The organism is Acidovorax sp. AC410 (assembly GCF_979253235.1).
The window spans coordinates 1,295,915-1,318,601 of the sequence record NZ_CEEDCG010000001.1; the positions used below are offsets into that span (position 1 = coordinate 1,295,915).

Below are 22,687 nucleotides of genomic sequence, written 5' to 3' on the forward strand. Positions count from 1 at the left end.
AGGTACCTTCTTTCAGAACCAAAATCAGGCCAGGCTGCCGCCAGCAGCTTCGATAGCCGCCTTGGCACCTGCAGTAGCGCCCACGCCCGTCAGCTTGACAGCCTTGGACAGAGCGCCGCTCTTGATGACCTTGACCACCTTGGCCAGCTCGCCGATCAGGCCGGCTTGCTTGAGAGCGAGCACGTCCACTTCGGCCAGGCCCAGCTTGTCCAGATCGGTCAGCGTGACTTCGGCGTTGAACTTCAGCAGGTGCGACTTGAAGCCGCGCTTTGGCAGGCGACGTTGCAAAGGCATTTGACCGCCTTCGAAACCCACCTTGTGGTAGCCGCCTGCGCGGGACTTCTGACCCTTGTGACCACGGCCAGCGGTCTTGCCCAGGCCGGAGCCGATACCGCGGCCTACACGGCGCTTGGCATGCTTGGCGCCGTCTGCGGGCTTGATGCTATTGAGTTCCATGATCTATCTCTCAGAGGACTTTGACCAGATAGCTGATCTTGTTAATCATGCCGCGCACTTCGGGCGAGTCCTGCAGTTCGCTGACGCTGTTCAGCTTGCGCAGACCCAGGCCACGGACGGTGGCGCGGTGCGATTCCTTGGTGCCGATAGGGCTGCGCACCAGTTGAATCTTGACGGTTTGTTGCGTAGTCATTTACAGCTTCCAATCAGGCGAAGATGTCTTCGACCGTTTTGCCGCGCTTGGCTGCCACTTGCGAAGGCGTCGTGGAGTTCACCAGGGCGTCAAAAGTGGCGCGGACCATGTTGTAGGGGTTGGACGAACCATGGCTCTTGGCCACGATGTCGGTCACGCCCAGCACTTCGAAGACAGCGCGCATCGGGCCGCCAGCGATGATGCCGGTACCCTTGGGGGCCGGTGCCATCATCACATGTGCAGCGCCGTGGTGGCCGGTCACCTGGTGGAAGATCGTGCCGTGCTTCAGCGAGACCTTCACCATGTTGCGACGGGCTTCTTCCATCGCCTTTTGCACGGCAGCAGGCACTTCCTTGGACTTGCCCTTGCCCATGCCCACGCGGCCGTCACCGTCGCCGACCACAGTCAGTGCAGCGAAACCGAGGATACGGCCACCCTTCACGACTTTGGTCACGCGGTTCACCGCGATCATTTTTTCGCGCAGACCGTCGTCACGACCTTCGTCTTGCACTTTGGGTTGAAATTTAGCCATTTTGTATTCCGCTCCGCTTAGAACTGCAGGCCAGCTTCACGGGCTGCGTCGGCCAAAGCCTTGACGCGACCGTGGTAGGCAAAGCCTGAGCGATCAAATGCAACCTTCTCGACGCCAGCAGCCTTTGCCTTTTCAGCAATGCGCTTGCCGATGGCCGTGGCTGCGGCGGCATTGCCACCCTTGCCAGAGCCACCGAGTTCCTTGCGGACATCGGCTTCTGCGGTGGAGGCGCTGGCCAACACCTTGCTGCCGTCGCCGGAGATGACGCTGGCGTAGATATGGAGGTTCGTGCGGTTCACGGTCAGACGGGCCACGCCTTGCTGTGCAATGCGGATGCGGGTCTGGCGCGAACGACGAAGACGCTGCTCTTTCTTGGTCAACATGTTGCAGCTCCTTACTTCTTCTTGGTCTCTTTGATCGTGATCTTCTCGTCCGCATAGCGGATGCCCTTGCCCTTGTAGGGCTCGGGTGGACGAACAGCACGGATCTCAGCGGCAATTTGGCCAACGCGTTGGCGGTCGGCACCCTTTACGATCACTTCCGTGGGCGTGGGGGTGGCCACCGTGATGCCGGCAGGCATCTCGATGTTGACGGGGTGCGAGTAACCGACAGCCAAGTTGAGCTTGGCACCGGATGCGGCGGCCTTGTAGCCCACGCCGATCAGGGTCAGCTTCTTCTCGAAGCCCTTGCTCACGCCAACAACCATGTTGTTGACGAGTTGGCGAATCGTGCCGCTCATGGCATTGGCTTCACGAGAATCGTTGGCAGGCTCGAAGCTGAGCTTGCCGTCGTTGCTCGACACCTTCACCAGCACGTTTTGCGCCAGCGAAAGAACACCACCAGTACCCTTGACAGAGATCTGGTCGGCTTTAACGGACACATCCACGCCTGCGGGGATGGTCACGGGCATTTTTCCTACTCGGGACATTTCAGTTTCTCCTCAATGCCGCGGGTTAGGCCACGTAGCAGAGCACTTCGCCACCGACACCGGTAGCGCGCGCCTTGCGATCGGTCATCACGCCCTTGGGCGTGGTGACAATTGCCACACCAAGACCGTTCTGGACTTGCGGGATGGAATCGTAGCCTTTGTAGACACGCAGGCCAGGGCGGCTGACGCGCTCGATGCGCTCAATCACCGGGCGACCTGCGTAGTACTTCAGGGCGATTTCGAGTTCGGACTTGCCGGATTCGGTCTTGACCTGGAATCCGTCGATATAACCCTCGTCCTTCAGCACCTGGGCGATGGCAATCTTCACTTTGGAAGAAGGCACCAGAACCGTGGCCTTGGCGACCATCTGTGCATTACGGATGCGGGTCAGCAAGTCAGCGATAGGATCACTCATGCTCATGTTGTAATTCTCCTGCCTGCTTACCAGCTGGCCTTGGTGACACCGGGGATGTCGCCTGCAAAAGCCAGTTCACGGATCTTGGCGCGGGCCAGACCGAATTGACGGAAGGTACCGCGCGGACGACCGGTGATTTCGCAACGGTTGCGCTGGCGCGTGGGGTTCGCATTGCGCGGGAGCTTCTGCAGGCCCAGGCGGGCTGCGTCACGCTCTTCGTCGCTGCGCTTGGCGTCACCGGCAATCGCCTTCAGTTCCGCATACTTCGTTGCGTACTTGGCGGCCAGTTTTTCGCGCTTCAGTTCGCGCTGGATCAAAGCTACTTTAGCCATACCCTGCCTCAGTTCTTGAACGGGAAACGGAAACCAGCGAGAAGAGCCTTGGCTTCTTCGTCGGACGTGGCCGTCGTGGTGATGCTGATATTGAGACCGCGCAAGGCATCGACCTTGTCGTACTCGATTTCAGGGAAAATGATCTGTTCCTTGACGCCGATGTTGTAGTTGCCACGGCCGTCGAAAGCGCGACCGGAGATACCACGGAAGTCACGAACGCGGGGCAGAGCCACGGTCACGAAACGGTCCAGGAACTCATACATCTGCACGCCACGCAGCGTGACCATGCAACCGATGGCTTGGCCTTCGCGGATCTTGAAACCGGCGATAGCCTTCTTGGCCTTGGTCACCACGGGCTTCTGACCAGCAATCTTGGTCAGGTCAGCCACGGCGTTGTCCATCACCTTCTTGTCCGAGACTGCCTCGCTCACACCCATGTTGAGCGTGATCTTGGTCAGACGGGGAACCTGCATGGGCGAGGTGTAGCCGAACTGCTTGACCAGTTCGGGAGCGATCTTGTCGCGGTAGATTTCTTGGAGTCGTGCCATGTTTGCCCCTTAGGCCACCTTGATTTCAGCGCCGCTGGACTTGTACACGCGAATGCGTGCGCCGTCTGCCTGCACCTTGATGCCCACACGATCAGCCTTGCCGGTAGCCGCATTGAAGATGGCTACGTTGGACTGGTGGATAGGCATGGACTTTTCAACGATGCCGCCCGTCGTACCCTTCATGGGGTTCGGCTTGGCGTGCTTCTTGACGACGTTGATGCCGTCGATCAGCACGTAGGAATCGTCCTTGCGCAGCGACACCGTGCCGCGCTTGCCCTTGTCGCGCCCGGTCAGCACGATGATTTCGTCGCCCTTGCGAATCTTGTTCATGGCGCGTCCTTAGAGAACTTCAGGAGCCAGGGACACGATCTTCATGAACTTCTCGGTACGCAGTTCACGCGTCACGGGTCCAAAGATGCGGGTGCCGATAGGCTCCAACTTTGCATTCAGCAACACTGCTGCGTTGCCGTCGAATTTGACGAGCGAGCCGTCACCGCGGCGGATGCCCTTGGCGGTGCGAACGACCACTGCACTGTAAACCTCGCCTTTTTTGACGCGGCCACGCGGAGCGGCTTCTTTGATACTCACTTTGATGATGTCGCCAACGCTTGCATAGCGACGCTTCGAGCCACCCAGCACCTTGATGCAAAGGACGGACTTGGCGCCGGTATTGTCGGCAACCTCTAACCGAGATTCTGTCTGGATCATTTCAATATTCCCAACTTGCACCAGAAGACCACGGCCCCAGAAGAACTTCTCAAGGGCTGCAGATCAGCCAGTCAGTCTTGGGCCCGTCGTCCGCACCGCAAACCATTTGCAGCACTTCCCGCTGGGCAGAAACTTCACGTAGGAAACGCGAAGCCCTCGATTATTGCAAAGGCAACAAGCGAAGTCAAGTGCCTATCACAAGGGCGCATGCAAATATTGCTGGGCGAGCAACAAAAACGCATCCAGTTGTGGGTCGGTGCCCAGCTCCTCCTGCAGGAGGGCTGCCACCCGAGGGGCGGTGGCGATGGCCTGGCGGGCGTCCAGGAACAGCATGCGCGAGCGGCGCGCCAGCACGTCTTCCACCGTGCAGGCGTACTCATGGCGTGCGGCGAAGCGCACCATGGCCTCGGTCAGCCCACCGCCCAAGTCCACGCCAGCGCCCTGTATTTCCTGCACGACGGCGGCTTCGCTGCCATAGGAATGCAGTCCCTGCGCGTCGCTGATGCGGTGGCGCACCGGCTCGGCGGGCGTGCCCACCAGGGGCAGGCGGTTGGTGACGCCAGCGGCCTTTTCCGGCAGCAGGCCCACGGTGAAGCATTTTTGCAACACATCCTCGGCCATGGCACGGTAGGTGGTCCATTTGCCCCCGGTCACCGTCACCAGGCCGCTTCGGCTGGCCAGCACCGTGTGCTCGCGGCTGATCTTCTTGGTGTTGTCGCCGTCGTCGTCCTGCGGCTTGACCAGGGGACGCAGACCCACCCAGATGCTGCGGATGTCGGCCACCTGGGGGGCGCGGGTCAGGTAGCGCGCGGCCTCGTCGAGGATGAAGGCCACCTCTTCCTTGAAGGCCAGGGGTTCGCGCACCACGTCCTGGCGCGGGCTGTCGGTGGTGCCCAAGATGAGCTTGCCCAGCCACGGCACGGCAAACAGCACCCGGCCGTCGGCCGTCTTGGGCACCATCAGGGCGTGGTCGGAGGGCAGGAATTCGCGGTCCACCACGATGTGTACGCCCTGGCTGGGCGCCACGATGGGCTTGACCGGGCGGCCGATGGCCTCGCCATCCATCTGGCGCAGGGCATCCACCCAGACGCCGGTGGCATTCACCACGGCCTTGGCGCGCACGGTGAACTGGCGGCCGCTGGCACTGTCTTCGCAGACGAAACCGGCCACCTTGCCGTTCTCATGGACCAGGGAGGTCGCCGGGCAGTAGTTGAGCAGCAGTGCCCCCTTGGCTGCGGCCGTGCGGGCCAGCGCCAGCGCCAGGCGGGCATCGTCGAATTGGCCATCCCAGTACTTCACGCCGCCCTTGAGTCCGTCCTGGCGCGCGTTGGGAAGGCATTGCAGGGTCTTGGCGCGGCCCAGGAACTGGGTGGACCCCAGGCCCGCCTTGCCGGCCAGGGCGTCGTACATCATCAGGCCGATGCCGTAGAACGGCGTCTCCCACACCTTGTAGGAGGGCATCACGAAGGCCAGGGGCTGGGCCAGGTGGGGGGCGTTGTTGAGCAGCGTGGTGCGCTCGTGCAAGGCCTCGCGCACCAGCGCGATGTTGCCCTGGGCCAGGTAGCGCACCCCCCCATGCACCAGTTTGGTGGCACGCGAGGAGGTTCCCTTGGCGAAATCGTGCGAATCGACCAGCACCACGCTGAAGCCCCGGGCCGCCGCGTCCAGCGCCACACCGAGGCCCGTCGCCCCGCCTCCGATCACGGCCAGGTCGTAGTGGCGCGGCTCGGCAAGGCGGTCAAGGAGGTCGGAGCGCCGCGTGGGCAGGGGAGCGAAGGCGTGGGTCATAGGTGCTGATTGTCCACAGGCACGGGGTTTGGGCTAGGGTAAACCCTGAATTCTTGACACCTGCGGGGCGGGATTGGCCTGGTGGGCCTCCCGAGCCCGCGGGTGTGGAGGGAAGAAATGGCGACCGGCTGTCTATGGATCAATAGAGAGGACCGGCCGCCAGGGGCCTGGGCGCTCAGCGCGCCTTGCCATCCTTCCAAGCCTGCAGCAGCTTGTCGTAGGCAATGGTTTCGCCCTTCGGCTTCTCATTGGCCAGCTTGGCCCATGGGGCCTGCTTGTCGCTCAGCCACTTGGTGGGCGCGCTCTTGGGGTTGAGCTTGGGCGCGCAATGGGCCATGCCGGCGCGCTCCAGACGGGCCATCACCTGGTCCATCTCGTCGGCCAGCGTGTCCATGGCGCCCTGGGGCGTCTTCTCACCCGTGACGGCCTGGGCCACGTTCTTCCACCACAGCTGGGCCAGCTTGGGGTAGTCGGGCACGTTGGTGCCGGTGGGCGACCATGCCACGCGGGCCGGGCTGCGGTAGAACTCCACCAGGCCGCCGAGCTTGGGCGCCATGTCGGTCATGGCCTTGGACTGGATGTCGCTTTCGCGGATCGGGGTCAGGCCCACCAGGGTCTTCTTGAGCGACGTGGTCTTGGCCGTCACGAACTGGGCGTACAGCCAGGCAGCCGCGGTCTTGTTGGCATCGTGGTCCTTGAAGAAGGTCCACGAACCCACGTCCTGGTAGCCGTTCTGCATGCCCTGCTTCCAGTACGGGCCGTTCGGGCCGGGGGCCATGCGCCACTTGGGCGTACCGTCCGCATTCACCACGGGCAGGCCGGGCTTGGTCATGTCGGCGGTGAAGGCGGTGTACCAGAATATCTGCTGCGCGATCTGGCCCTGGGCGGGCACGGGGCCGGCTTCACCGAAGGTCATGCCCGTGGCTTCCTTGGGCGCGTACTTCTTCATCCAGTCCACGTACTTGGTCAGGGCATAGACGGCTGCAGGCGAGTTGGTCGCACCGCCACGGGCCACCGAGGCGCCCACGGGCGTGCACTTGTCGTCGGCCACGCGGATGCCCCATTCGTCGATCGGCAGGCCATTGGGCGCGCCGATGTCGGCCGTGCCGGCCATGGACAGCCAGGCATCGGTGAAGCGCCAGCCCAGCGAAGGGTCCTTCTTGCCGTAGTCCATGTGGCCATAGATGGCCTTGCCGTCGATGGTCTTCACGTCGTTGGTGAAGAACTCGGCGATGTCCTCGTAGGCGCTCCAGTTGAGCGGCACGCCCAGGTCGTAGCCGAACTTGGCCTTGAACTTGTCCTTGATGTCCTTGCGGTCGAACAGGTCGGCACGGAACCAGTACAGGTTGGCGAACTGCTGGTCAGGCAACTGGTACATCTTTCCGTCCGGACCGGTCGTGAACTTGGTCCCGATGTAGTCCTTGAGATCGATGCCCGGGTTGGTGAACTCCTTGCCCGCGCCGCCCATGTAGTCGGTCAGGCTCATGATCTTGCCATAGCGGTAGTGCGTACCGATCAGGTCCGAGTCCGAGATCCAGCCGTCATAGATCGACTTGCCCGACTGCATCGAGGTCTGCAGCTTCTCGACCACGTCGCCTTCCTGAATCAGGTCGTGCTTGACCTTGATGCCCGTGATCTCCTCGAAGGCCTTGGCCAGGGTCTTGGATTCGTATTCGTGGGTGGTGATGGTCTCGGAGACCACGGAGATCTCCTTGACCCCCTTGCCCTGGAGCTTCTTGGCCGCCTCGATGAACCACTTCATCTCGGCCATCTGCTGGTCCTTGCTCAGCGTGGAGGGCTGGAACTCGCTGTCGACCCACTTCTTGGCTTCGGCCTCACCCGCCATGGCCGACTGCCCGGTCACGACTGCTACCGCCAGTGCCAGCGCTGTATACCGCGTCTTCATAGTGCCTGTCTCCTCATAGTCATCTCCCCATTGGATACACAAGGGTCGCCCGGCTCCGGGGAAGGGTTGAGCCGTGCGACGGGAACATTTCCAGGGCGTCTTCAGCCCTTGCGCATGACCAGGCCGAGCAGCAGCATGGACAGCACGAAGCTGAACCAGATCGACGGGTCCTCGCCCAGCCCGAACCACTGTGCGAGCTTGCCGCTCACGCCCACATAGATCAGGTTCACGTAGGCCGCCGACAGCAGCCCGATGAACAGGCGGTCGCCGCGCGTTGTTTCCAGGGGCAGAAAGCCCTTGCGCAGGGTGGTGGGAGACTTGAGCTCCCACAGGGTCATGCCCACCAGCATCAGCACGATGCACGTAAAGAACACCGCCACCGGCAGGGTCCAGGCCATCCACTCGAACATGGCAACTCCTTCTCAGACGCGGCCCATCGCGAAACCCTTCGCGATGTAATGCCGCACAAACCAGATGACGATGGCGCCCGGCACGATGGTGAGCACGCCGGCCGCGGCCAGTGTTGCCCAGTCCATGCCCGAGGCGCTCACGGTGCGCGTCATGGTGGCCACGATGGGTTTGGCGTTCACGCTGGTCAGCGTGCGCGCCAGCAGCAACTCGACCCAGCTGAACATGAAGCAGAAGAACGCCGCCACACCCACGCCGGCCTTGATCAGCGGCAGGAAGATGGTCACAAAGAAGCGCGGGAAGCTGTAGCCGTCGATGTAGGCCGTCTCGTCGATCTCGCGCGGAATGCCGCTCATGAAGCCCTCCAGGATCCACACCGCCAGCGGCACGTTGAACAAGAGGTGCGCCAGCGCCACGGCGATGTGCGTGTCCATCAGGCCCACCGTGGTGTACAGCTGGAAGAAGGGCAGCAGGAACACGGCCGGCGGCGTCATGCGGTTGGTCAGCAGCCAGAAGAACACATGCTTGTCGCCCATGAACTGGTAGCGCGAGAAGGCGTAGGCCGCCGGCAGCGCCACGGTGAGCGAGATCACCGTGTTGATGCCCACGTAGATCAGGCTGTTGATGTAGCCCGAGTACCAGGACGCATCGGTGAAGATGGTCTTGTAGTTGTCCCAGGTGAAGTGCTGGGGAAAAAACGAGAACGAGGACAGGATCTCCGCATTCGTCTTGAAGCTCATGTTGATCATCCAGTAGATGGGCAACACGGCGAAAATCAGATAGGCGATCAGGAACAGCGACCGCTTGTGGAAGCGTTTTTCATTCATGGCCGGCCCCTTCGTTGCTGGCGGTGCCCACGCGCTGCATCCAGTTGTAGAGGATGAAGCACAGCAGCAGGATGATGAAGAAGTAGATCAGCGAGAACGCCGCGGCGGGGCCCAGGTCGAACTGGCCCACGGCCTTGGTCGTCAGGTACTGACTCAGGAAGGTGGTGGCATTGCCCGGCCCGCCGCCCGTGAGCACGAAGGGCTCGGTATAGATCATGAAGCTGTCCATGAAGCGCAGCAGCACCGCGATCATCAGCACGCCGCGCATCTTGGGCAGCTGGATGTAGCGGAACACCGCGAACTTGCTGGCCCCGTCGATGCGCGCCGCCTGGTAGTAGGCGTCGGGAATGGAGCGCAGCCCGGCGAACGCCAGCAGCGCCACCAGCGGGGTCCAGTGCCACACGTCCATCAGCAGCACCGTGAGCCAGGCCTGCGTGGCATTGCCGGTGTAGCTGTACTCGATGCCGATCTCCTGCAGCATGCGGCCCATGAGCCCGATGTCGGCGCGGCCATAGATCTGCCAGATGGTGCCCACCACGTTCCAGGGGATCAGCAGCGACAGGGCCACCACCACCAGCACGGCCGAGGACTTCCAGCCCTGCGCGGGCATGGACAGCGCCAGCATGATGCCCAGTGGAATCTCCACCGCCAGCACCGCCAGCGAGAAGGTGATCTGGCGCCACAGCGCGGCGTGCAGCTCCTCGTCGCGCATCACGGCGGCAAACCATTCGGTGCCGACGAACACGCGCCGCTCGGGCGAAATGATGTCCTGCACCGAGTAGTTCACCACCGTCATCAGCGGCAGGATGGCCGAGAAGGCCACGCAGATGATGACCGGCAGGATCAGGAACCAGGCCTTCTGGTTCACCGGTTTGGTGGTGGTGCTCATGGGGTCGCCTCCGCGGCCAGCAATTGTTCGTTCTGGTAGAAGCAGGTGTGCGTGCCCAGCACCTGCAGCCACGCCGTGTCACCGGCCGACGGCAAACGGGTCTCGGGCGTGAAGCGCGCCTTGAGCGTGTGCTCGCCCACCCGGGCGGTGAGCATCAGGTAGGTGCCGATGTCCTGCACCTGCACCACCGTGCAAGGCAGGGCACCCGGCTGCTCTGGCTGGGCAAGGGCCAGGTACTCGGGCCGTATGCCCACCTGCAAGGCGCCTTCGGGCAGCGTGCGGCCCACGGGCGCCACCAGGCGGTGCCCGGCCACCGAGAGGTTCGCGCCATCGCGCTGCGCGGGCAGGAAGTTCATGCCCGGCGAGCCGATGAAGTGGCCCACGAAGACGTGCGCGGGGCGCTCGAACAGCGCATCGGCCGAGCCCACCTGCACGGCGCGGCCGCGCGTCATCACCACCACCTGGTCGGCAAAGGTCAGCGCCTCGACCTGGTCGTGCGTCACATAGATCAGCGTGAGCTTGAGCTCGTGGTGGATCTGCTTGAGCTTGCGGCGCAGCTGCCACTTGAGGTGCGGGTCGATCACCGTGAGCGGCTCGTCGAACAGCACGGCCGCCACGTCCGAGCGCACCAGGCCACGGCCCAGCGAGATCTTCTGCTTGGCGTCGGCCGCCAGGCCCGCCGCGCGCTGGTTGAGCTGGCCGCTCATCTCCAGCATCTCGGCGATCACGCCCACGCGCTGCTTGATCTGGTCTTCGGGCACCTTGCGGTTGCGCAGCGGAAAAGCCAGGTTCTCGGCCACCGTCATGGTGTCGTAGATCACGGGGAACTGGAACACCTGGGCGATGTTGCGCTCCTGCGGGCTGGCGCGTGTCACGTCACGGCCATCGAACAGCACCTTGCCATGCGAGGGCACGAGCAGGCCCGACATGATGTTGAGCATGGTCGTCTTGCCGCAGCCCGAGGGGCCGAGCAGCGCATACGCACCGCCGTCCTCGAACTCCATCTTGAGGGGCAGCAGCGCGTAGTCGCCGTCCTGCTGCGGGTTGGGCTTGTAGGAATGCGCCAGGTCCAGGCTGATACGTGCCATCTCAACGCCCTCCCAGGCGCGCAGGCGCCCACACCAGCGCGCCGTCGGCGCCGAACACATAGGCCTGCGCCGGGTCCAGGTGCAGCGCCAGGGGCGTGCCCAGTTCAAAGTAATGCACCCCGGTGAGCTGCGCCACCAGGTCGCCCCAGGGGGTGGAGGCATGCACGAAGGTATCGGAGCCCGAGATCTCGGCCAGTTCCACCGTGCCATTCACACTCACGTCGCCAGGGCGGGCCTGCACGCGCAGCGCGCTGGCGCGCACGCCGACGGTGACAGCACCGGCCGCCGTACCCTGCGGCAGCGGGATGGACAACGTGGCCCCGCCTTGCAATTGCACGCCTTGCGCGGCCACCGTGGCCGCGATCAGGTTCATGGGCGGGTCGCTGAAGGCACGCGCCACGCGCAGCGAGTTGGGCGCATGGAACACCTCGGCCGTGGGGCCGTATTGCAGCAGGCGACCCTCGTCGAGCACGGCGGTGTAGCCGCCCAGCAGCAGGGCCTCGCCCGGCTCGGTGGTGGCATACACCACCGTGGACTGGCCGGCGGCAAACAGCTGCGTCAGCTCTTCACGCAGCTCTTCGCGCAGCTTGTAGTCCAGGTTCACCAGCGGCTCGTCGAGCAGCATCAGCGGCGCGCCCTTGGCCAGGGCCCGCGCCAACGCCACACGCTGCTGCTGGCCGCCCGAGAGCTCGGCCGGGTAGCGGTCCAGGAACATCTCGATGTGCAGGCGGGCGGCGATCTCGCGCACCCGGGTGTCGATGTTCTTTTCGCCGCGCAGCTTGAGCGGCGAGGCGATGTTGTCGGCCACCTTCATCGAGGGGTAGTTGATGAACTGCTGGTAGACCATGGCCACGTTGCGCTCGCGCACCGGCACGCCGGTCACGTCCGCACCGTCCACCCGCACGGTGCCGGCGGTGGGTGTATCGAGCCCGGCCATGATGCGCATCAGGCTGGTCTTGCCGGCTTGCGTGGCGCCCAGCAGCACCGTCACGGCGCCGCTGTGCAGCGCCATGCTCATGTCATGGAGCCAGGTCTGCGCCCCCACCCTCTTGCTGATGCTGTCCATTGCCAGCTGCATCACGCATGCCTTTCCATAGTGCCCCTCAGAGGGCCTGTTGTGCCAAACCGCCGGCGCAGGCGCACGGCGGTCGTTTGTTTTCGATTGCGTTCATTCTTGTTCTTTTGTGATCGTTTCAAATCAAGGTTTACCCTTAACGGGTTCCTTTTTGTTCCATTTAAAGTACATCCACTCCATTGGCTTCTTTCTTGCTGCCGAATCTGCGTGAATACCAATCCCCGACAACTCCTGCTCCTTGAAGAAGTGCGCGCGCGCAAATCTGCCAGCGTCGAACAACTGGCCGAGACCCTGGGCGTGACCCTGCAGACGGTGCGCCGCGACGTGCAGCGCCTGGCCGAATCGGGCCTGCTCACGCGTTTTCATGGCGGGGTGCGCGTGCCCAGCTCCACCGTGGAGAACCTGGCACACACCCAGCGCGAAACCCTGCATGCCGAGGGCAAGGCGCGCATTGCGCGCGCCGTGGCAGAGCAGGTGCCCAACGACTGCTCGCTGATCCTGAACATCGGCACCACCACCGAGGCCATCGCCAAGGCGCTGCTGCACCACCGGGGCCTGCGCGTGATCACCAACAACCTGAACGTGGCCGCCATCCTGAGCGGCAACCCCGAGTGCGAGGTGATCGTGGCCGGCGGCGTGGTGCGCGCGCGCGACCGCGGCATCGTGGGCGAGGCGGCGGTGGATTTCATCCGCCAGTTCCGCGTGGACATCGCGCTCATCGGCATTTCGGGCATCGAGCCCGACGGCTCGCTGCGCGACTTCGACTACCGCGAGGTGAAGGTGGCGCAGACCATCATTGCCCAGTCGCGCGAGGTCTGGCTGGCGGCCGACCAGAGCAAGTTCAACCGCCCGGCCATGGTGCAGCTGGCCACCTTGCAGCAGATCGACCGGCTGTTCACCGATGCGCCGCCACCCGAGCCTTTCCCCGTGCTGCTGCAGGACGCCGAGGTGATCTGCACCGTCGCGGCCTGATCCTACGCACCCTCCGGCTGCGCCTCGCCTGACTTATCCTTGCCCGCCATGACCTACCTGCTCGCACTCGACCAAGGCACCTCCAGCTCCCGCAGCATCGTCTTCGACGAGCAGGGCCACATCGTGGCCCAGGCCCAGCGCGAGCTGCCGCAGATCTACCCCCAGCCCGGCTGGGTGGAGCACGACCCGATGGAAATCTGGCGCACCCAGTTGGCCACGGCCCGCGAGGCGCTGGAGAAGGCGAACATCAAAGCCAGCGCCATCCGCGCCGTGGGCATCACCAACCAGCGTGAGACCACCGTGCTGTGGAACCGCCAGACCGGCCAGCCCGTACACCATGCCATCGTCTGGCAGGACCGCCGGGCCGAGCCGGCCTGCGCCGCGCTGCGCGAGCAAGGCAAGGCCGGAACCATCCAGGCCAAGACCGGCCTGCTGATTGATGCCTATTTTTCGGGCACCAAGCTGCAGTGGCTGCTGGACCACGTGCCCGGCGCACGCGACCAGGCAGAGCGCGGCGAGCTGGCCTTCGGCACGGTCGACAGCTGGCTCATGTGGCAGCTCACGCATGGCGCGGTGCATGTGACGGACGTGAGCAACGCCTCGCGCACCATGCTGTTCAACGTACACACCAACCAGTGGGACGACGAGCTGCTGGCGCTGCTGCGCATTCCCAAATCGCTGATGCCGCAGGTGCAGCCATCGAGTTCGCATTTCTGCGACGTGGCGCCCGACCTGCTGGGCCACGCCATCCGCGTGGGCGGCGTGGCGGGCGACCAGCAGAGCGCGCTGTTCGGCCAGGCCTGCTTTGGTGCGGGCATGGCCAAGAACACCTATGGCACGGGCTGCTTCATGCTCATGCACACGGGCACCACCTTCCAGACCTCGCAGAACGGTTTGCTCACGACCAGCGCGGCCCAGGCCAGCGCACAGACCGAGTTCGCCATGGAAGGCAGTGTCTTCGTCGGTGGCGCCGTGGTGCAGTGGCTGCGCGACGGCCTGCGCGCCATCTCCACCAGCAGCGAGGTCGAGTCGCTGGCGCAGAGCGTGCCCGACTCGGGCGGCGTGATGATGGTGCCGGCCTTCACCGGTCTGGGCGCCCCGTACTGGAAGCCGGATGCACGTGGCACCATCACGGGGCTGACGCGTGGGTCCAACCTGGGCCACATCGCGCGCGCCGCGCTGGAGAGCATCGCCTACCAGAGCGCTGCCCTGCTGCTGGCCATGAGCCGCGATGCCGTGGCCGCCGGCGGCGCCCCGGTGAGCGAGTTGCGCGTGGACGGCGGAGCCTGCATCAACGACCTGCTGATGCAGTTCCAGGCCGACCTGCTGGGCATCCCCGTGGTGCGCCCGGCCGTGATCGAGACCACCGCCCTGGGTGCCGCCTACCTGGCGGGCCTGTCCAGCGGCGTGTACGGCAGCACGGCCGAGCTCTCGCAGCTGTGGCGGGCCGAGCGGCGCTTCGTGCCCACGCTGGGCCAGGCGCGTGCGCGCGAGCTGATGGAGCGCTGGGAACTGGCCGTGCGCCAGGCCACCCTGGAATGACGGCCCCCGGGTCCGGCGGGGCGGCTACCATCATGGCCCTGCCGTTCCCCTGTCTTCGTTCTTCCGACCGCACACCATGAGCCAGACCACCGCCACCCCTTCCCTTCCCGTGATCGCCTTCATCGGCGGCGGCAACATGGCCAGCGCCATCATCGGCGGCCTGATCCGCCAGGGCCACCCGGCCAGCCAGATCGAGGTCGTCGAGCCTTGGGCCGAAGCGCGCGAGGCCCTGCGCAAGAACTATGGGCTGGAGGCCCAGGCCGAGGCCGGCCCCGCCCTGCAGCGCGCCCGCATCGTGGTCTGGGCCGTCAAGCCCCAGACCTTCAAGGATGCCGCTGCCCAGGCACGTGCCCATACCCAGGAGGCCCTGCACCTGAGCGTGGCCGCCGGCATCCGCTCGGACAGCATCGCCCAGTGGCTCGACAGCCAGCGCGTGGTGCGCACCATGCCCAACACCCCGGCCCTGGTGGGCAAGGGTATGAGCGCGCTGTATGCCCGCCCCGGCGTATCGCAGGCCGAGCGCGAGAGCGTGCAGGCCATCATGGCCACCACCGGCGAGTACCTGTGGGTGGACAGCGAAAAGCAGCTCGACGCCGTGACGGCCCTGTCCGGCTCAGGCCCGGCCTACGTGTTCTACTTCCTGGAAGCCATGGCCCGTGCAGGCACGGCCATGGGCCTGTCGGCCGAGCAGGCCCACCAGTTGGCCGTGGGCACCTTCGTGGGCGCTTCGGAACTGGCGCGCCGCTCGGACGAACCGCCGGCCGTGCTGCGCCAGCGCGTCACGTCCAAGGGCGGCACGACCTATGCGGCCCTGCAGTCCATGGAGAAGGATGGCGTGGGCGAGGCTTTCGAGCGCGCGATGAAGGCCGCCGAACACCGCGCCCACGAACTGGGCAATGAGTTCGGCAAGTAGCCCTGAGTTTGCTATCTAGTTGATAGCAAACTGGCGCAACAGGTAGCTGCCGGCAATGCCCGCGAACACCGTGGCGCCCAGCCAGTGGTTGACCCGGAAGGCGATGAAGCAGCCTTCGCGGGTGCGGTGGCGTATCAGCGTCCAGTGCCAGAAACCCTGGGCCAGGGCGGCCGCCGTGGCCAGCCAGTACACCGGACCCAGGGCATAGGGCGCCAGCGCCACGCCCCAGATGGACAGGAACAGCAGGTAGAACAGCACGATGGCCGCCACGTCGAAGCGGCCCAGGGTGATGGCCGAGGTCTTGATGCCGATCTTGAGGTCATCGTCGCGGTCGACCATGGCGTACTCGGTGTCGTAGGCCAGCACCCAGAACAGGTTGCCGAGCCACATCCACCAGGCCACGGCGGGCACCTGGCCCTGCACGGCAGCGAACGCGATCACGATGCCGAAGTTGAAGGCGATGCCCAGCACCGCCTGCGGCATGGAAATCACGCGCTTGGAAAACGGGTAGGCAATGGCCACCAGCACAGCGGGCACCGACCAGGCGATGGCCGCCGCATTGGTGGTCAGCACCAGGCCGAAGGACACCAGCGCCAGCACGGCTCCCAGGGCCAGTGCCTCCTTGACGGAAATCGCGCCCGTGGTCACGGGCCGCGCCGCGGTGCGCTTGACGTGGCGATCAAAGTCGCGGTCGGCCACGTCGTTCACACAACAGCCTGCGCTGCGCATGAGAAAGGTGCCCAGCACGAACACCGCCAGCAGGTGCCAGCCCGGGAAACCGTCCGACGCAATCCACAGCGCACTCAGCGTGGGCCACAAACACACCAGCCAGCCGGCAGGCCGGTTCCAGCGGATCAGGTCGAGGTACAGGGACAGGCGGCTGCGCGGCGGTGCGGACATGGCAGGAAAAGCGGCAAATGCGGGGGTGGTTTGCCCGTAGGAAGGGCGGCACCGGGAATGTAGCAGCCGCGCGCCCCCGTCTCCCGAGCCCGCCGGGCGCGGGACCACTGCCATGCAGGAAATGTCCTACACCGGGAATTTGTACAAACCCGTTACATTGTCCGGTTGCCCCCCACCCGGACCTTGCCACGCATGCCCCGTTCACCGAGTACCCAGGCTGCCCAGCGCTTTGCCATCCCCCGCAGCCTGATGGCGGGTTTCGTCGTCGCCGCCCTGGCCACGCTGGTCATTGCCTTCGTCAACTACCGCGCCTCCGAGGTGCGGGCCGACGCCGTGGCCGCGATGGACCGCACCTCGCAGGCGATGCGCCAGCTTTCGCTGGTGCATTCGGCACTCAAGGATCTGGAGACCGGCCAGCGCGGCTACCTGCTCACGGGCGATGCCTCCTACCTGCAGCCTTACCTGCTGGCGCAGAACGTACTAGACCGGCAGCTCACGGCCCTCAAGGCCGGCACCGAGGGCAATGCCGGCCAGCGCCGCCTGGTGGTCCAGATCGAGGACCTGGCCCGGCAAAAGCGCAGCGAACTCGCCGAAACCGTGGACCTGCGCAAGGCTGGCAACGTGGAAGGCGCCATGGCACTGGTGCGCTCCGACGCGGGCAAGAACATCATGGACCGGGTGCGCGACCTGGCCTCGGACCTGGCGGGCCTGCAGACCCAGGAGCTCGAAGACCGCCGCCGCGGCTGGGAAGAAGCCACCGCCCTGTCGGCCTACTATTCCTGGGGCGGCTCGCTGTTGCTGCTGGTGCTGATCTGCATTTCGGCAGCGCTGACCGCGCGCGAACACCGCCTCAAGGCGCGCCAGAACTGGGTGGTGACCGGCCTGAGCGGCCTGGCGCAGCGCCTGCAGGGCGACCGCCGCGTGGAGGAGATCGGCGAGCTGGCGCTCGAGTACCTGGCCACCTACCTCAATGCCAAGGTGGGCGCGGCCTATGCGGTCAACGAACATGGCGGCGGTTTCACCCTGTTCGGCGGCTACGCGCTGCCCCGCGAGCGCCTGGCGCAGAAGCTCATCGATGGCGAGGGCCTGGTGGGCCAGTGCGCGCGCTCGCGCGAGCTGCTGCACGTGCGCGACGTGCCGGCCAGCCACCTGACCGTGTCCTCCAGCACAGGCTCGTCAACCCCGGCCGAGCTGCTGGTGGCACCGGCCATGGAGAATGGCGAGGTCTTTGCCGTGATCGAGCTCGGTTTCTACCGCACGGTGGACGAGTTCGAGCACCGCTTGTTCAAGCAGGCCTCCGAGATGCTGGCCGTGGCCATCCGCTCGGGCCAGGACCGCAGCCGGCTCGAAGCCCTGCTCGAAGAAACCCAGCGCCAGTCCGAGGAGCTTCAGGCCCAGCAGGAGGAACTGCGCGTCAACAACGAGGAGCTGGAGCAGCAAAGCCGCATCCTGCAGGAATCGCAGGCGCAGATGGAACTGCAGCAGACCGAGCTGGAGCAGACCAATGCGCAGCTCGAAGAGCAGACCCAGCAACTGGAGAACCAGCGCGAAGAGCTGCTGGCCGCCCAGTCGGACCTGACCGAGAAGGCGCGCGAGATCGAGCAGACCAGCCAGTACAAGAGCGAGTTCCTGGCCAACATGAGCCACGAGCTGCGCACCCCGCTCAACTCCACCTTGATCCTGGCCAAGCTGCTGGCCGACAACAAGGCCGGCAACCTCACCGGCGAGCAGGTGAAGTACGCGCAGACCATCTCGTCGGCGGGCAACGACCTGCTGGCGCTGATCAATGACATCCTGGACCTGTCCAAGATCGAGGCCGGCCAGGCCACCATCGACATCGAGGCCGTGGACATCGCCCGCGCCATGCAGGGCCTGGTCGATCCCCTGCGCCCCATCGCCGAGGAAAAGGGCCTGGCCCTGACGGTCACCATCGATGCCAACGTGCCGGCCACCATGGACACCGATGCCCTGCGCCTGGGCCAGGTGCTCAAGAACCTGCTGTCCAACGCCGTGAAGTTCACCGAGCAGGGCAGCGTGGCGCTGCATGTTTCGCACCAGCCCGGCGACCTGCTGGCCTTTGCCGTGCGCGACACCGGCATCGGTATCCCCGAGCACCAGCAGGAGCTGGTCTTCGAGGCCTTTCGCCAGGCCGATGGCAGCACCCACCGCAAGTACGGCGGCACCGGCCTGGGGCTGTCGATCTCGCGCGACCTGGCCCAGTTGCTGGGGGGCAGCATCGCCATCCGCAGCACGCCGGGCCAGGGCAGCGAGTTCACACTGACCGTGCCGCGCCATGCCGTGCAGTCCGACGAACCCTCGACCGGCCGGGCACTGCAGGCGCCCCAGAGTGCGGCAAGCGCGCCGCCTCCCGCCGCCCCGTCCACCCGCACAGCCCCCGTGGCCCCGGCCGTCCTGCCCGTGGCCGCACGACCGAAAGGCGAGCGCAACATCCTGGTGATCGAAGACGATGTGCGCTTTGCCAACATCCTGAACGACCTGGCGGGCGAGATGGACTTCCACTGCATCCTGGCCCACACGGCCAGCGAGGGCCTGGCGGCAGCCACGCTGCACCAGCCCAGCGCCATCGTGCTGGATGTGAACCTGCCCGACTTCTCGGGCCTCGGGGTGCTCGATCAGCTCAAGCGCAACCCGGCCACACGCCACATCCCGGTGCATGTGGTCTCGGTGGCCGACTACTCGCAGGAGGCCATGGGCCGCGGTGCCATCGGCTACGCACTCAAGCCCGTCAAGCGCGAAGAACTGGTGCAGGCGCTGCAGCGCCTGGAGGCCAAGTTCACCCAGGGCATGCGCCGCGTGCTGGTGGTCGAGGACGATGCGCGCCAGCGCGAGAGCGTACGCGCCCTGCTGGCCACGGATGGCGTGGACATCGTGTGCGTGGAAAACGCCACGGCGGCCCTGGAGTACCTGCGCAGCAGCACCTTCGACTGCATGGTGATGGACGTGAACCTGCCCGACCTGAGTGGCTACGAATTGCTCAAGGCCATGTCCGAGCAGGAAGAGGTGTCCTTCCCGCCGGTCATCGTCTACACCGGTCGCGCCCTCACGCGCGACGAGGAGCAGCAGCTGCGCCGCTTCTCCAAGTCCATCATCATCAAGGACGCGCGCTCGCCCGAACGCCTGCTCGACGAGGTCACGCTGTTCCTGCACCAGGTGGAGTCGGAACTGTCGGTGGAGCGCCGGCAGATGCTGCAGGTGGCGCGCAGCCGCGACGCGGCCTTCGAGGGCCGCACCGTGCTGGTGGTGGAAGACGACGTGCGCAACGTGTTCGCGCTCTCCAGCATCCTGGAGCCCACGGGCATTTCGGTGCAGATCGCACGCAACGGCCGCGAGGCGCTGGACTACCTGGAGCGCGCAGGCGGGGCCGGCCCGGCCGTCGACCTGGTGCTGATGGACATCATGATGCCGGAGATGGACGGCTACACCGCCATGCGCGAGATCCGCAAACAGCCCGCCTGGCGCAAGCTGCCCATCATCGCCCTCACGGCCAAGGCCATGAAGGATGACCAGGACAAGTGCCTGGCCGCCGGTGCCAACGACTACATCGCCAAGCCGCTGGACGTGGAAAAGCTGCTCTCGCTGGTACGCGTCTGGATGCCCAAGTGAGCACGCCGGAGCCCCGATTGCACCACCCCAAGACGGCCCGGATCGGCGACATCGAGCAGCGCCTGCTGCTCGACGCGATCTACTACCGCTACCACTACGACTTTCGCGGCTACGCGCAGGCCTCGCTCAAGCGGCGGCTGCAGACGGCCCTGTCGCGCTTTGCCTGCCAGACGCTGTCGCAGTTGCAGGACAAGGTGCTGCACGACGCCGCCGTGTTCCCGGCACTGCTGGAATACCTCACGGTGCAGGTCAGCGAGATGTTCCGCGACCCGCGCTACTTCAAGGCGCTGCGCGAGCAGGTGGTGCCCATCCTGCGCACCTACCCCTCGCTCAAGGTCTGGGTGGCCGGCTGCAGCACGGGCGAAGAGGTGTATTCGCTGGCCATCCTGCTGCACGAGGAAGGCCTGCTCGAACGCACCATCATCTATGCCACGGACATCAACCAGCAGGCCCTGCAGGCGGCCGAGGCCGGTGTGTTTGACCTGGCGCGCGTGGCCTCCTTCACCGAGAACCATGCCCGCTCGGGCGGCAAGACCTCGCTGTCGGACTACTACTCGGCCGGGTATGGCCGCGTGGTGTTCGACCGCGCGCTGCGCAAGCAGGTGGTGTTCTCCGACCACAGCCTGGCCACGGACACCGTGTTTGCCGAGGTACACCTGGTGTCCTGCCGCAACGTGCTGATCTATTTCGAGCGCGAGCTGCAGAACCGGGCGCTCGGCCTGTTCAAGGAAGCGCTGTGCCATCGGGGCTTTCTCGGCCTGGGTTCCAAGGAGTCGATGCGCTTCACCGAGCAGGCCCCGGCCTTCGACGACTTCGTGCTCGAAGACCGCATCTACAGGAAGAAGGTGGGCACATGACGGCCACCGCCCCTGCCACCCCGGCGTACCAGCACGGCCCGCGCGGCTTCGATGCCATCGTGATCGGTGGCTCGGCGGGCGCCATCGACGCCATCTCCACCCTCCTGCCAGCCCTGCAGGCGCACACCCGCGTGGCGGTGCTGGTCACGCTGCACCTGCCACGCGAGGCCCCGAGCCTGCTGCCCGAGATCTTTCGCCCGCGCTGTGCGCTGCGCACGGCAGAAGCGCAGGACAAGGAGCCCATCGAGACAGGCACGGTGTACTTCGCGCCGCCCGACTACCACCTGCTGGTGGACGCCGGGCCGCGGTTGGCCTTGTCGGTGGACGAGCCCGTGCATTTCTCGCGCCCGTCGATCGACGTGCTGTTCGAATCGGCGGCGGACATCTATGGAGAGCGTTTGGTGGGTATGCTCCTGTCCGGCGCCAACCAGGACGGCGCCCGTGGCATGGCCGCCATCGGCGCCGCTGGAGGGCTCACCATCGTCCAATCACCCGGGAGCGCCGCCATGTCCGCCATGCCCCAGTCGGCGCTGGACCTGATGGCGCCGCACCACGTCCTTTCCCCTTCGGAGATCGCATCCCTGCTGACCGAGCTGCAAATGCGGAGAATCCTGTGAGCCCCACCACCTTCCTCCCACCACCCCCGCCGGCCGAGCGCATCAAGTGCCTGGTGGTGGACGACGTGCCCGAAAACCTGGTGGCCGTGGAGGCCCTGCTGCACAGCGACAGCATCGAGGTGCTCAAGGCCCAGTCGGGCCCCGAGGCGCTGGAGCTGCTGCTGCTCCACGGCGACGTGGCGCTGGCCCTGCTCGACGTGCAGATGCCCGAGATGAACGGTTTCGAGCTGGCCGAGCTGATCCGCGGCAGCGAGCGCACCCGCCACATCCCGCTGATCTTCATGACCGCTGGTTCGCGCGACCCCAACTGGCAGTTCCGCGGCTACGAAACCGGGGCCGTGGATTTTCTGTACAAGCCCATCGATCCGCAGATGCTGGCGTCCAAGGCGGGCGTGTTCTTCGAGCTGTTCCGCCAGAAGCGTTCCCTGGCCCGCGAACTGCGCGAACGCACCGAGGCGCTGCGCATCAACGAGATGTTCATGGCCGTGCTCAGCCATGACCTGCGCACGCCGCTGATGTCCATCGGTGCGGCAGCCACGGCCCTGCAGCGCCAGCCCCTGGCACCCGACAAGGCGCAGGCCCTGGCCGGCCGCGTGCTCAGCAGCAGCCAGCGCATGGCGCGCATGATCGAGGACCTGCTGGACGTGACGCGCATCCGCCAGGGCGGGGGCCTGGCGATGCGCATGGCTCCCGTGGACCTGCGGGCCGTGCTGCAGCGCTCGCTGCAGGAGATACGCACAGGCTTTCCCAACCATGTGATCAGCACCAGCGACCAGGGCAACCTTGCCGGCATGGGGGATGAGGAGCGGCTGTGCCAGCTGGCCATCAACCTCATCGGCAACGCGGTGCACCATGGCGATCCAGAGGTGGCGATCCATGTAGCGCTCGATGGCACCGATCCGCACACCCTTGCCCTGACGGTGACCAACGGCGGTACCATCCCGCCGGCACTGCTTCCGCAATTGTTCAGCCCCTTCCGGGGCCGTGACCAGGCGCCGGGGCGCCACCAGGGATTGGGGCTGGGGCTGTTCATCGTGCAGCAGATCGTGCGCTCGCATGGCGGCCGGATCGATGTGCAATCCGAAGACGGCAGCACGCGCTTTCACGTGGTCCTGCCGCGCCACCCCAAAGCGACCGCGGGCTGACCGCCCCGGTCCGCGCACGCGGAC

General features: G+C 65.5%; 25 protein-coding genes. 7 read left to right on the forward strand and 18 right to left on the reverse strand.

All coding sequences use genetic code 11. The features are described 5' to 3' along the window. Positions 1–24 precede the first annotated feature (24 nt). From rplO to AC0IZS_RS06100, 17 genes are all read right to left on the reverse strand, one after another. Positions 25–456, reverse strand: coding sequence for a 50S ribosomal protein L15 (gene rplO, locus AC0IZS_RS06020; RefSeq protein WP_322591287.1), 432 nt, complete (start codon positions 454–456; stop codon positions 25–27). Positions 457–466: 10 nt separating this feature from the next. After that, positions 467–649: a 50S ribosomal protein L30 gene (gene rpmD, locus AC0IZS_RS06025; RefSeq protein ID WP_007861725.1), complete on the reverse strand. Its 183-nt coding sequence runs from the start codon at positions 647–649 to the stop codon at positions 467–469. A gap of 13 nt (positions 650–662) precedes the next feature. After that, positions 663–1,181, reverse strand: coding sequence for a 30S ribosomal protein S5 (gene rpsE, locus AC0IZS_RS06030; protein WP_471634804.1), 519 nt, complete (start codon positions 1,179–1,181; stop codon positions 663–665). A gap of 17 nt (positions 1,182–1,198) precedes the next feature. After that, entirely contained in the window at positions 1,199–1,564 is a 366-nt protein-coding gene (gene rplR, locus AC0IZS_RS06035) for a 50S ribosomal protein L18 (protein ID WP_007861721.1), read from the reverse strand. Between the two features lie 11 nt (positions 1,565–1,575). Beyond that, positions 1,576–2,109, reverse strand: coding sequence for a 50S ribosomal protein L6 (rplF, locus tag AC0IZS_RS06040; protein WP_471634805.1), 534 nt, complete (start codon positions 2,107–2,109; stop codon positions 1,576–1,578). A gap of 25 nt (positions 2,110–2,134) precedes the next feature. Beyond that, the gene (rpsH, locus tag AC0IZS_RS06045) at positions 2,135–2,530 is read right to left on the reverse strand and encodes a 30S ribosomal protein S8 (RefSeq protein WP_057203963.1); all 396 of its coding nucleotides are present in this window, start codon (positions 2,528–2,530) and stop codon (positions 2,135–2,137) included. 20 nt (positions 2,531–2,550) lie between these two features. After that, the gene (gene rpsN, locus AC0IZS_RS06050) at positions 2,551–2,856 is read right to left on the reverse strand and encodes a 30S ribosomal protein S14 (protein ID WP_007861712.1); all 306 of its coding nucleotides are present in this window, start codon (positions 2,854–2,856) and stop codon (positions 2,551–2,553) included. Positions 2,857–2,864: 8 nt separating this feature from the next. Further along, positions 2,865–3,404, reverse strand: coding sequence for a 50S ribosomal protein L5 (gene rplE / locus AC0IZS_RS06055; protein WP_471634806.1), 540 nt, complete (start codon positions 3,402–3,404; stop codon positions 2,865–2,867). Between the two features lie 9 nt (positions 3,405–3,413). Continuing rightward, positions 3,414–3,734: a 50S ribosomal protein L24 gene (rplX, locus tag AC0IZS_RS06060; protein WP_471634807.1), complete on the reverse strand. Its 321-nt coding sequence runs from the start codon at positions 3,732–3,734 to the stop codon at positions 3,414–3,416. 9 nt (positions 3,735–3,743) lie between these two features. Then, on the reverse strand, positions 3,744–4,112 hold the full coding sequence (gene rplN, locus AC0IZS_RS06065) for a 50S ribosomal protein L14 (protein WP_007861702.1): 369 nt from the start codon (positions 4,110–4,112) through the stop codon (positions 3,744–3,746). Between the two features lie 195 nt (positions 4,113–4,307). Next, entirely contained in the window at positions 4,308–5,900 is a 1,593-nt protein-coding gene (locus AC0IZS_RS06070) for a glycerol-3-phosphate dehydrogenase/oxidase (RefSeq protein ID WP_471634808.1), read from the reverse strand. A gap of 175 nt (positions 5,901–6,075) precedes the next feature. Beyond that, positions 6,076–7,806, reverse strand: a complete 1,731-nt coding sequence (locus AC0IZS_RS06075) for an ABC transporter substrate-binding protein (RefSeq protein ID WP_471634809.1) — start codon at positions 7,804–7,806, stop codon at positions 6,076–6,078. 101 nt (positions 7,807–7,907) lie between these two features. After that, positions 7,908–8,216 carry a DUF2160 domain-containing protein gene (locus tag AC0IZS_RS06080; protein WP_471634810.1) on the reverse strand — a complete coding sequence of 103 codons (309 nt, stop codon included), beginning with the start codon at positions 8,214–8,216 and terminating at the stop codon, positions 7,908–7,910. Positions 8,217–8,228: 12 nt separating this feature from the next. Then, positions 8,229–9,041 carry a carbohydrate ABC transporter permease gene (locus AC0IZS_RS06085; protein WP_471634811.1) on the reverse strand — a complete coding sequence of 271 codons (813 nt, stop codon included), beginning with the start codon at positions 9,039–9,041 and terminating at the stop codon, positions 8,229–8,231. Then, positions 9,034–9,930, reverse strand: a complete 897-nt coding sequence (locus tag AC0IZS_RS06090) for a carbohydrate ABC transporter permease (RefSeq protein ID WP_057203955.1) — start codon at positions 9,928–9,930, stop codon at positions 9,034–9,036. The genes AC0IZS_RS06085 and AC0IZS_RS06090 overlap by 8 nt, the downstream gene beginning before the upstream one ends. Beyond that, positions 9,927–11,018, reverse strand: a complete 1,092-nt coding sequence (locus tag AC0IZS_RS06095; protein ID WP_471634812.1) for an ABC transporter ATP-binding protein — start codon at positions 11,016–11,018, stop codon at positions 9,927–9,929. Before AC0IZS_RS06095 ends, AC0IZS_RS06090 begins: the two co-directional genes overlap by 4 nt. Position 11,019: 1 nt before the next feature. Then, complete coding sequence (locus tag AC0IZS_RS06100) at positions 11,020–12,096, reverse strand: ABC transporter ATP-binding protein (protein ID WP_471639471.1); 1,077 nt, start codon at positions 12,094–12,096, stop codon at positions 11,020–11,022. A gap of 204 nt (positions 12,097–12,300) precedes the next feature. Here AC0IZS_RS06100 and AC0IZS_RS06105 point away from each other — a divergent pair, with 204 nt between their 5' ends. The 3 genes from AC0IZS_RS06105 (at position 12,301) to proC (ending at position 15,520) form a co-directional block, all read left to right on the forward strand. Continuing rightward, positions 12,301–13,065: a DeoR/GlpR family DNA-binding transcription regulator gene (locus AC0IZS_RS06105; RefSeq protein ID WP_007861688.1), complete on the forward strand. Its 765-nt coding sequence runs from the start codon at positions 12,301–12,303 to the stop codon at positions 13,063–13,065. 48 nt (positions 13,066–13,113) lie between these two features. Continuing rightward, positions 13,114–14,607, forward strand: coding sequence for a glycerol kinase GlpK (gene glpK / locus AC0IZS_RS06110; RefSeq protein WP_471634813.1), 1,494 nt, complete (start codon positions 13,114–13,116; stop codon positions 14,605–14,607). A gap of 76 nt (positions 14,608–14,683) precedes the next feature. Beyond that, positions 14,684–15,520: a pyrroline-5-carboxylate reductase gene (gene proC, locus AC0IZS_RS06115; RefSeq protein ID WP_471634814.1), complete on the forward strand. Its 837-nt coding sequence runs from the start codon at positions 14,684–14,686 to the stop codon at positions 15,518–15,520. 15 nt (positions 15,521–15,535) lie between these two features. Here the strand turns inward: proC and ubiA are convergent, their stop codons facing one another. Then, positions 15,536–16,420, reverse strand: a complete 885-nt coding sequence (ubiA, locus tag AC0IZS_RS06120) for a 4-hydroxybenzoate octaprenyltransferase (RefSeq protein ID WP_471634815.1) — start codon at positions 16,418–16,420, stop codon at positions 15,536–15,538. Between the two features lie 192 nt (positions 16,421–16,612). Between ubiA and AC0IZS_RS06125 the strand changes: the two genes are divergently transcribed. From AC0IZS_RS06125 to AC0IZS_RS06140, 4 genes are read left to right on the forward strand one after another with little or no spacing between them, the layout of a single operon-like run. After that, positions 16,613–20,044, forward strand: a complete 3,432-nt coding sequence (locus tag AC0IZS_RS06125; RefSeq protein ID WP_471634816.1) for a response regulator — start codon at positions 16,613–16,615, stop codon at positions 20,042–20,044. Between the two features lie 17 nt (positions 20,045–20,061). Beyond that, the gene (locus tag AC0IZS_RS06130) at positions 20,062–20,901 is read left to right on the forward strand and encodes a CheR family methyltransferase (RefSeq protein WP_471634817.1); all 840 of its coding nucleotides are present in this window, start codon (positions 20,062–20,064) and stop codon (positions 20,899–20,901) included. Next, positions 20,898–21,518, forward strand: coding sequence for a chemotaxis protein CheB (locus AC0IZS_RS06135; RefSeq protein WP_471634818.1), 621 nt, complete (start codon positions 20,898–20,900; stop codon positions 21,516–21,518). The genes AC0IZS_RS06130 and AC0IZS_RS06135 overlap by 4 nt, the downstream gene beginning before the upstream one ends. Beyond that, positions 21,515–22,663 carry a hybrid sensor histidine kinase/response regulator gene (locus AC0IZS_RS06140; protein ID WP_471634819.1) on the forward strand — a complete coding sequence of 383 codons (1,149 nt, stop codon included), beginning with the start codon at positions 21,515–21,517 and terminating at the stop codon, positions 22,661–22,663. The genes AC0IZS_RS06135 and AC0IZS_RS06140 overlap by 4 nt, the downstream gene beginning before the upstream one ends. The last annotated feature ends 24 nt before the right edge of the window (positions 22,664–22,687 follow it).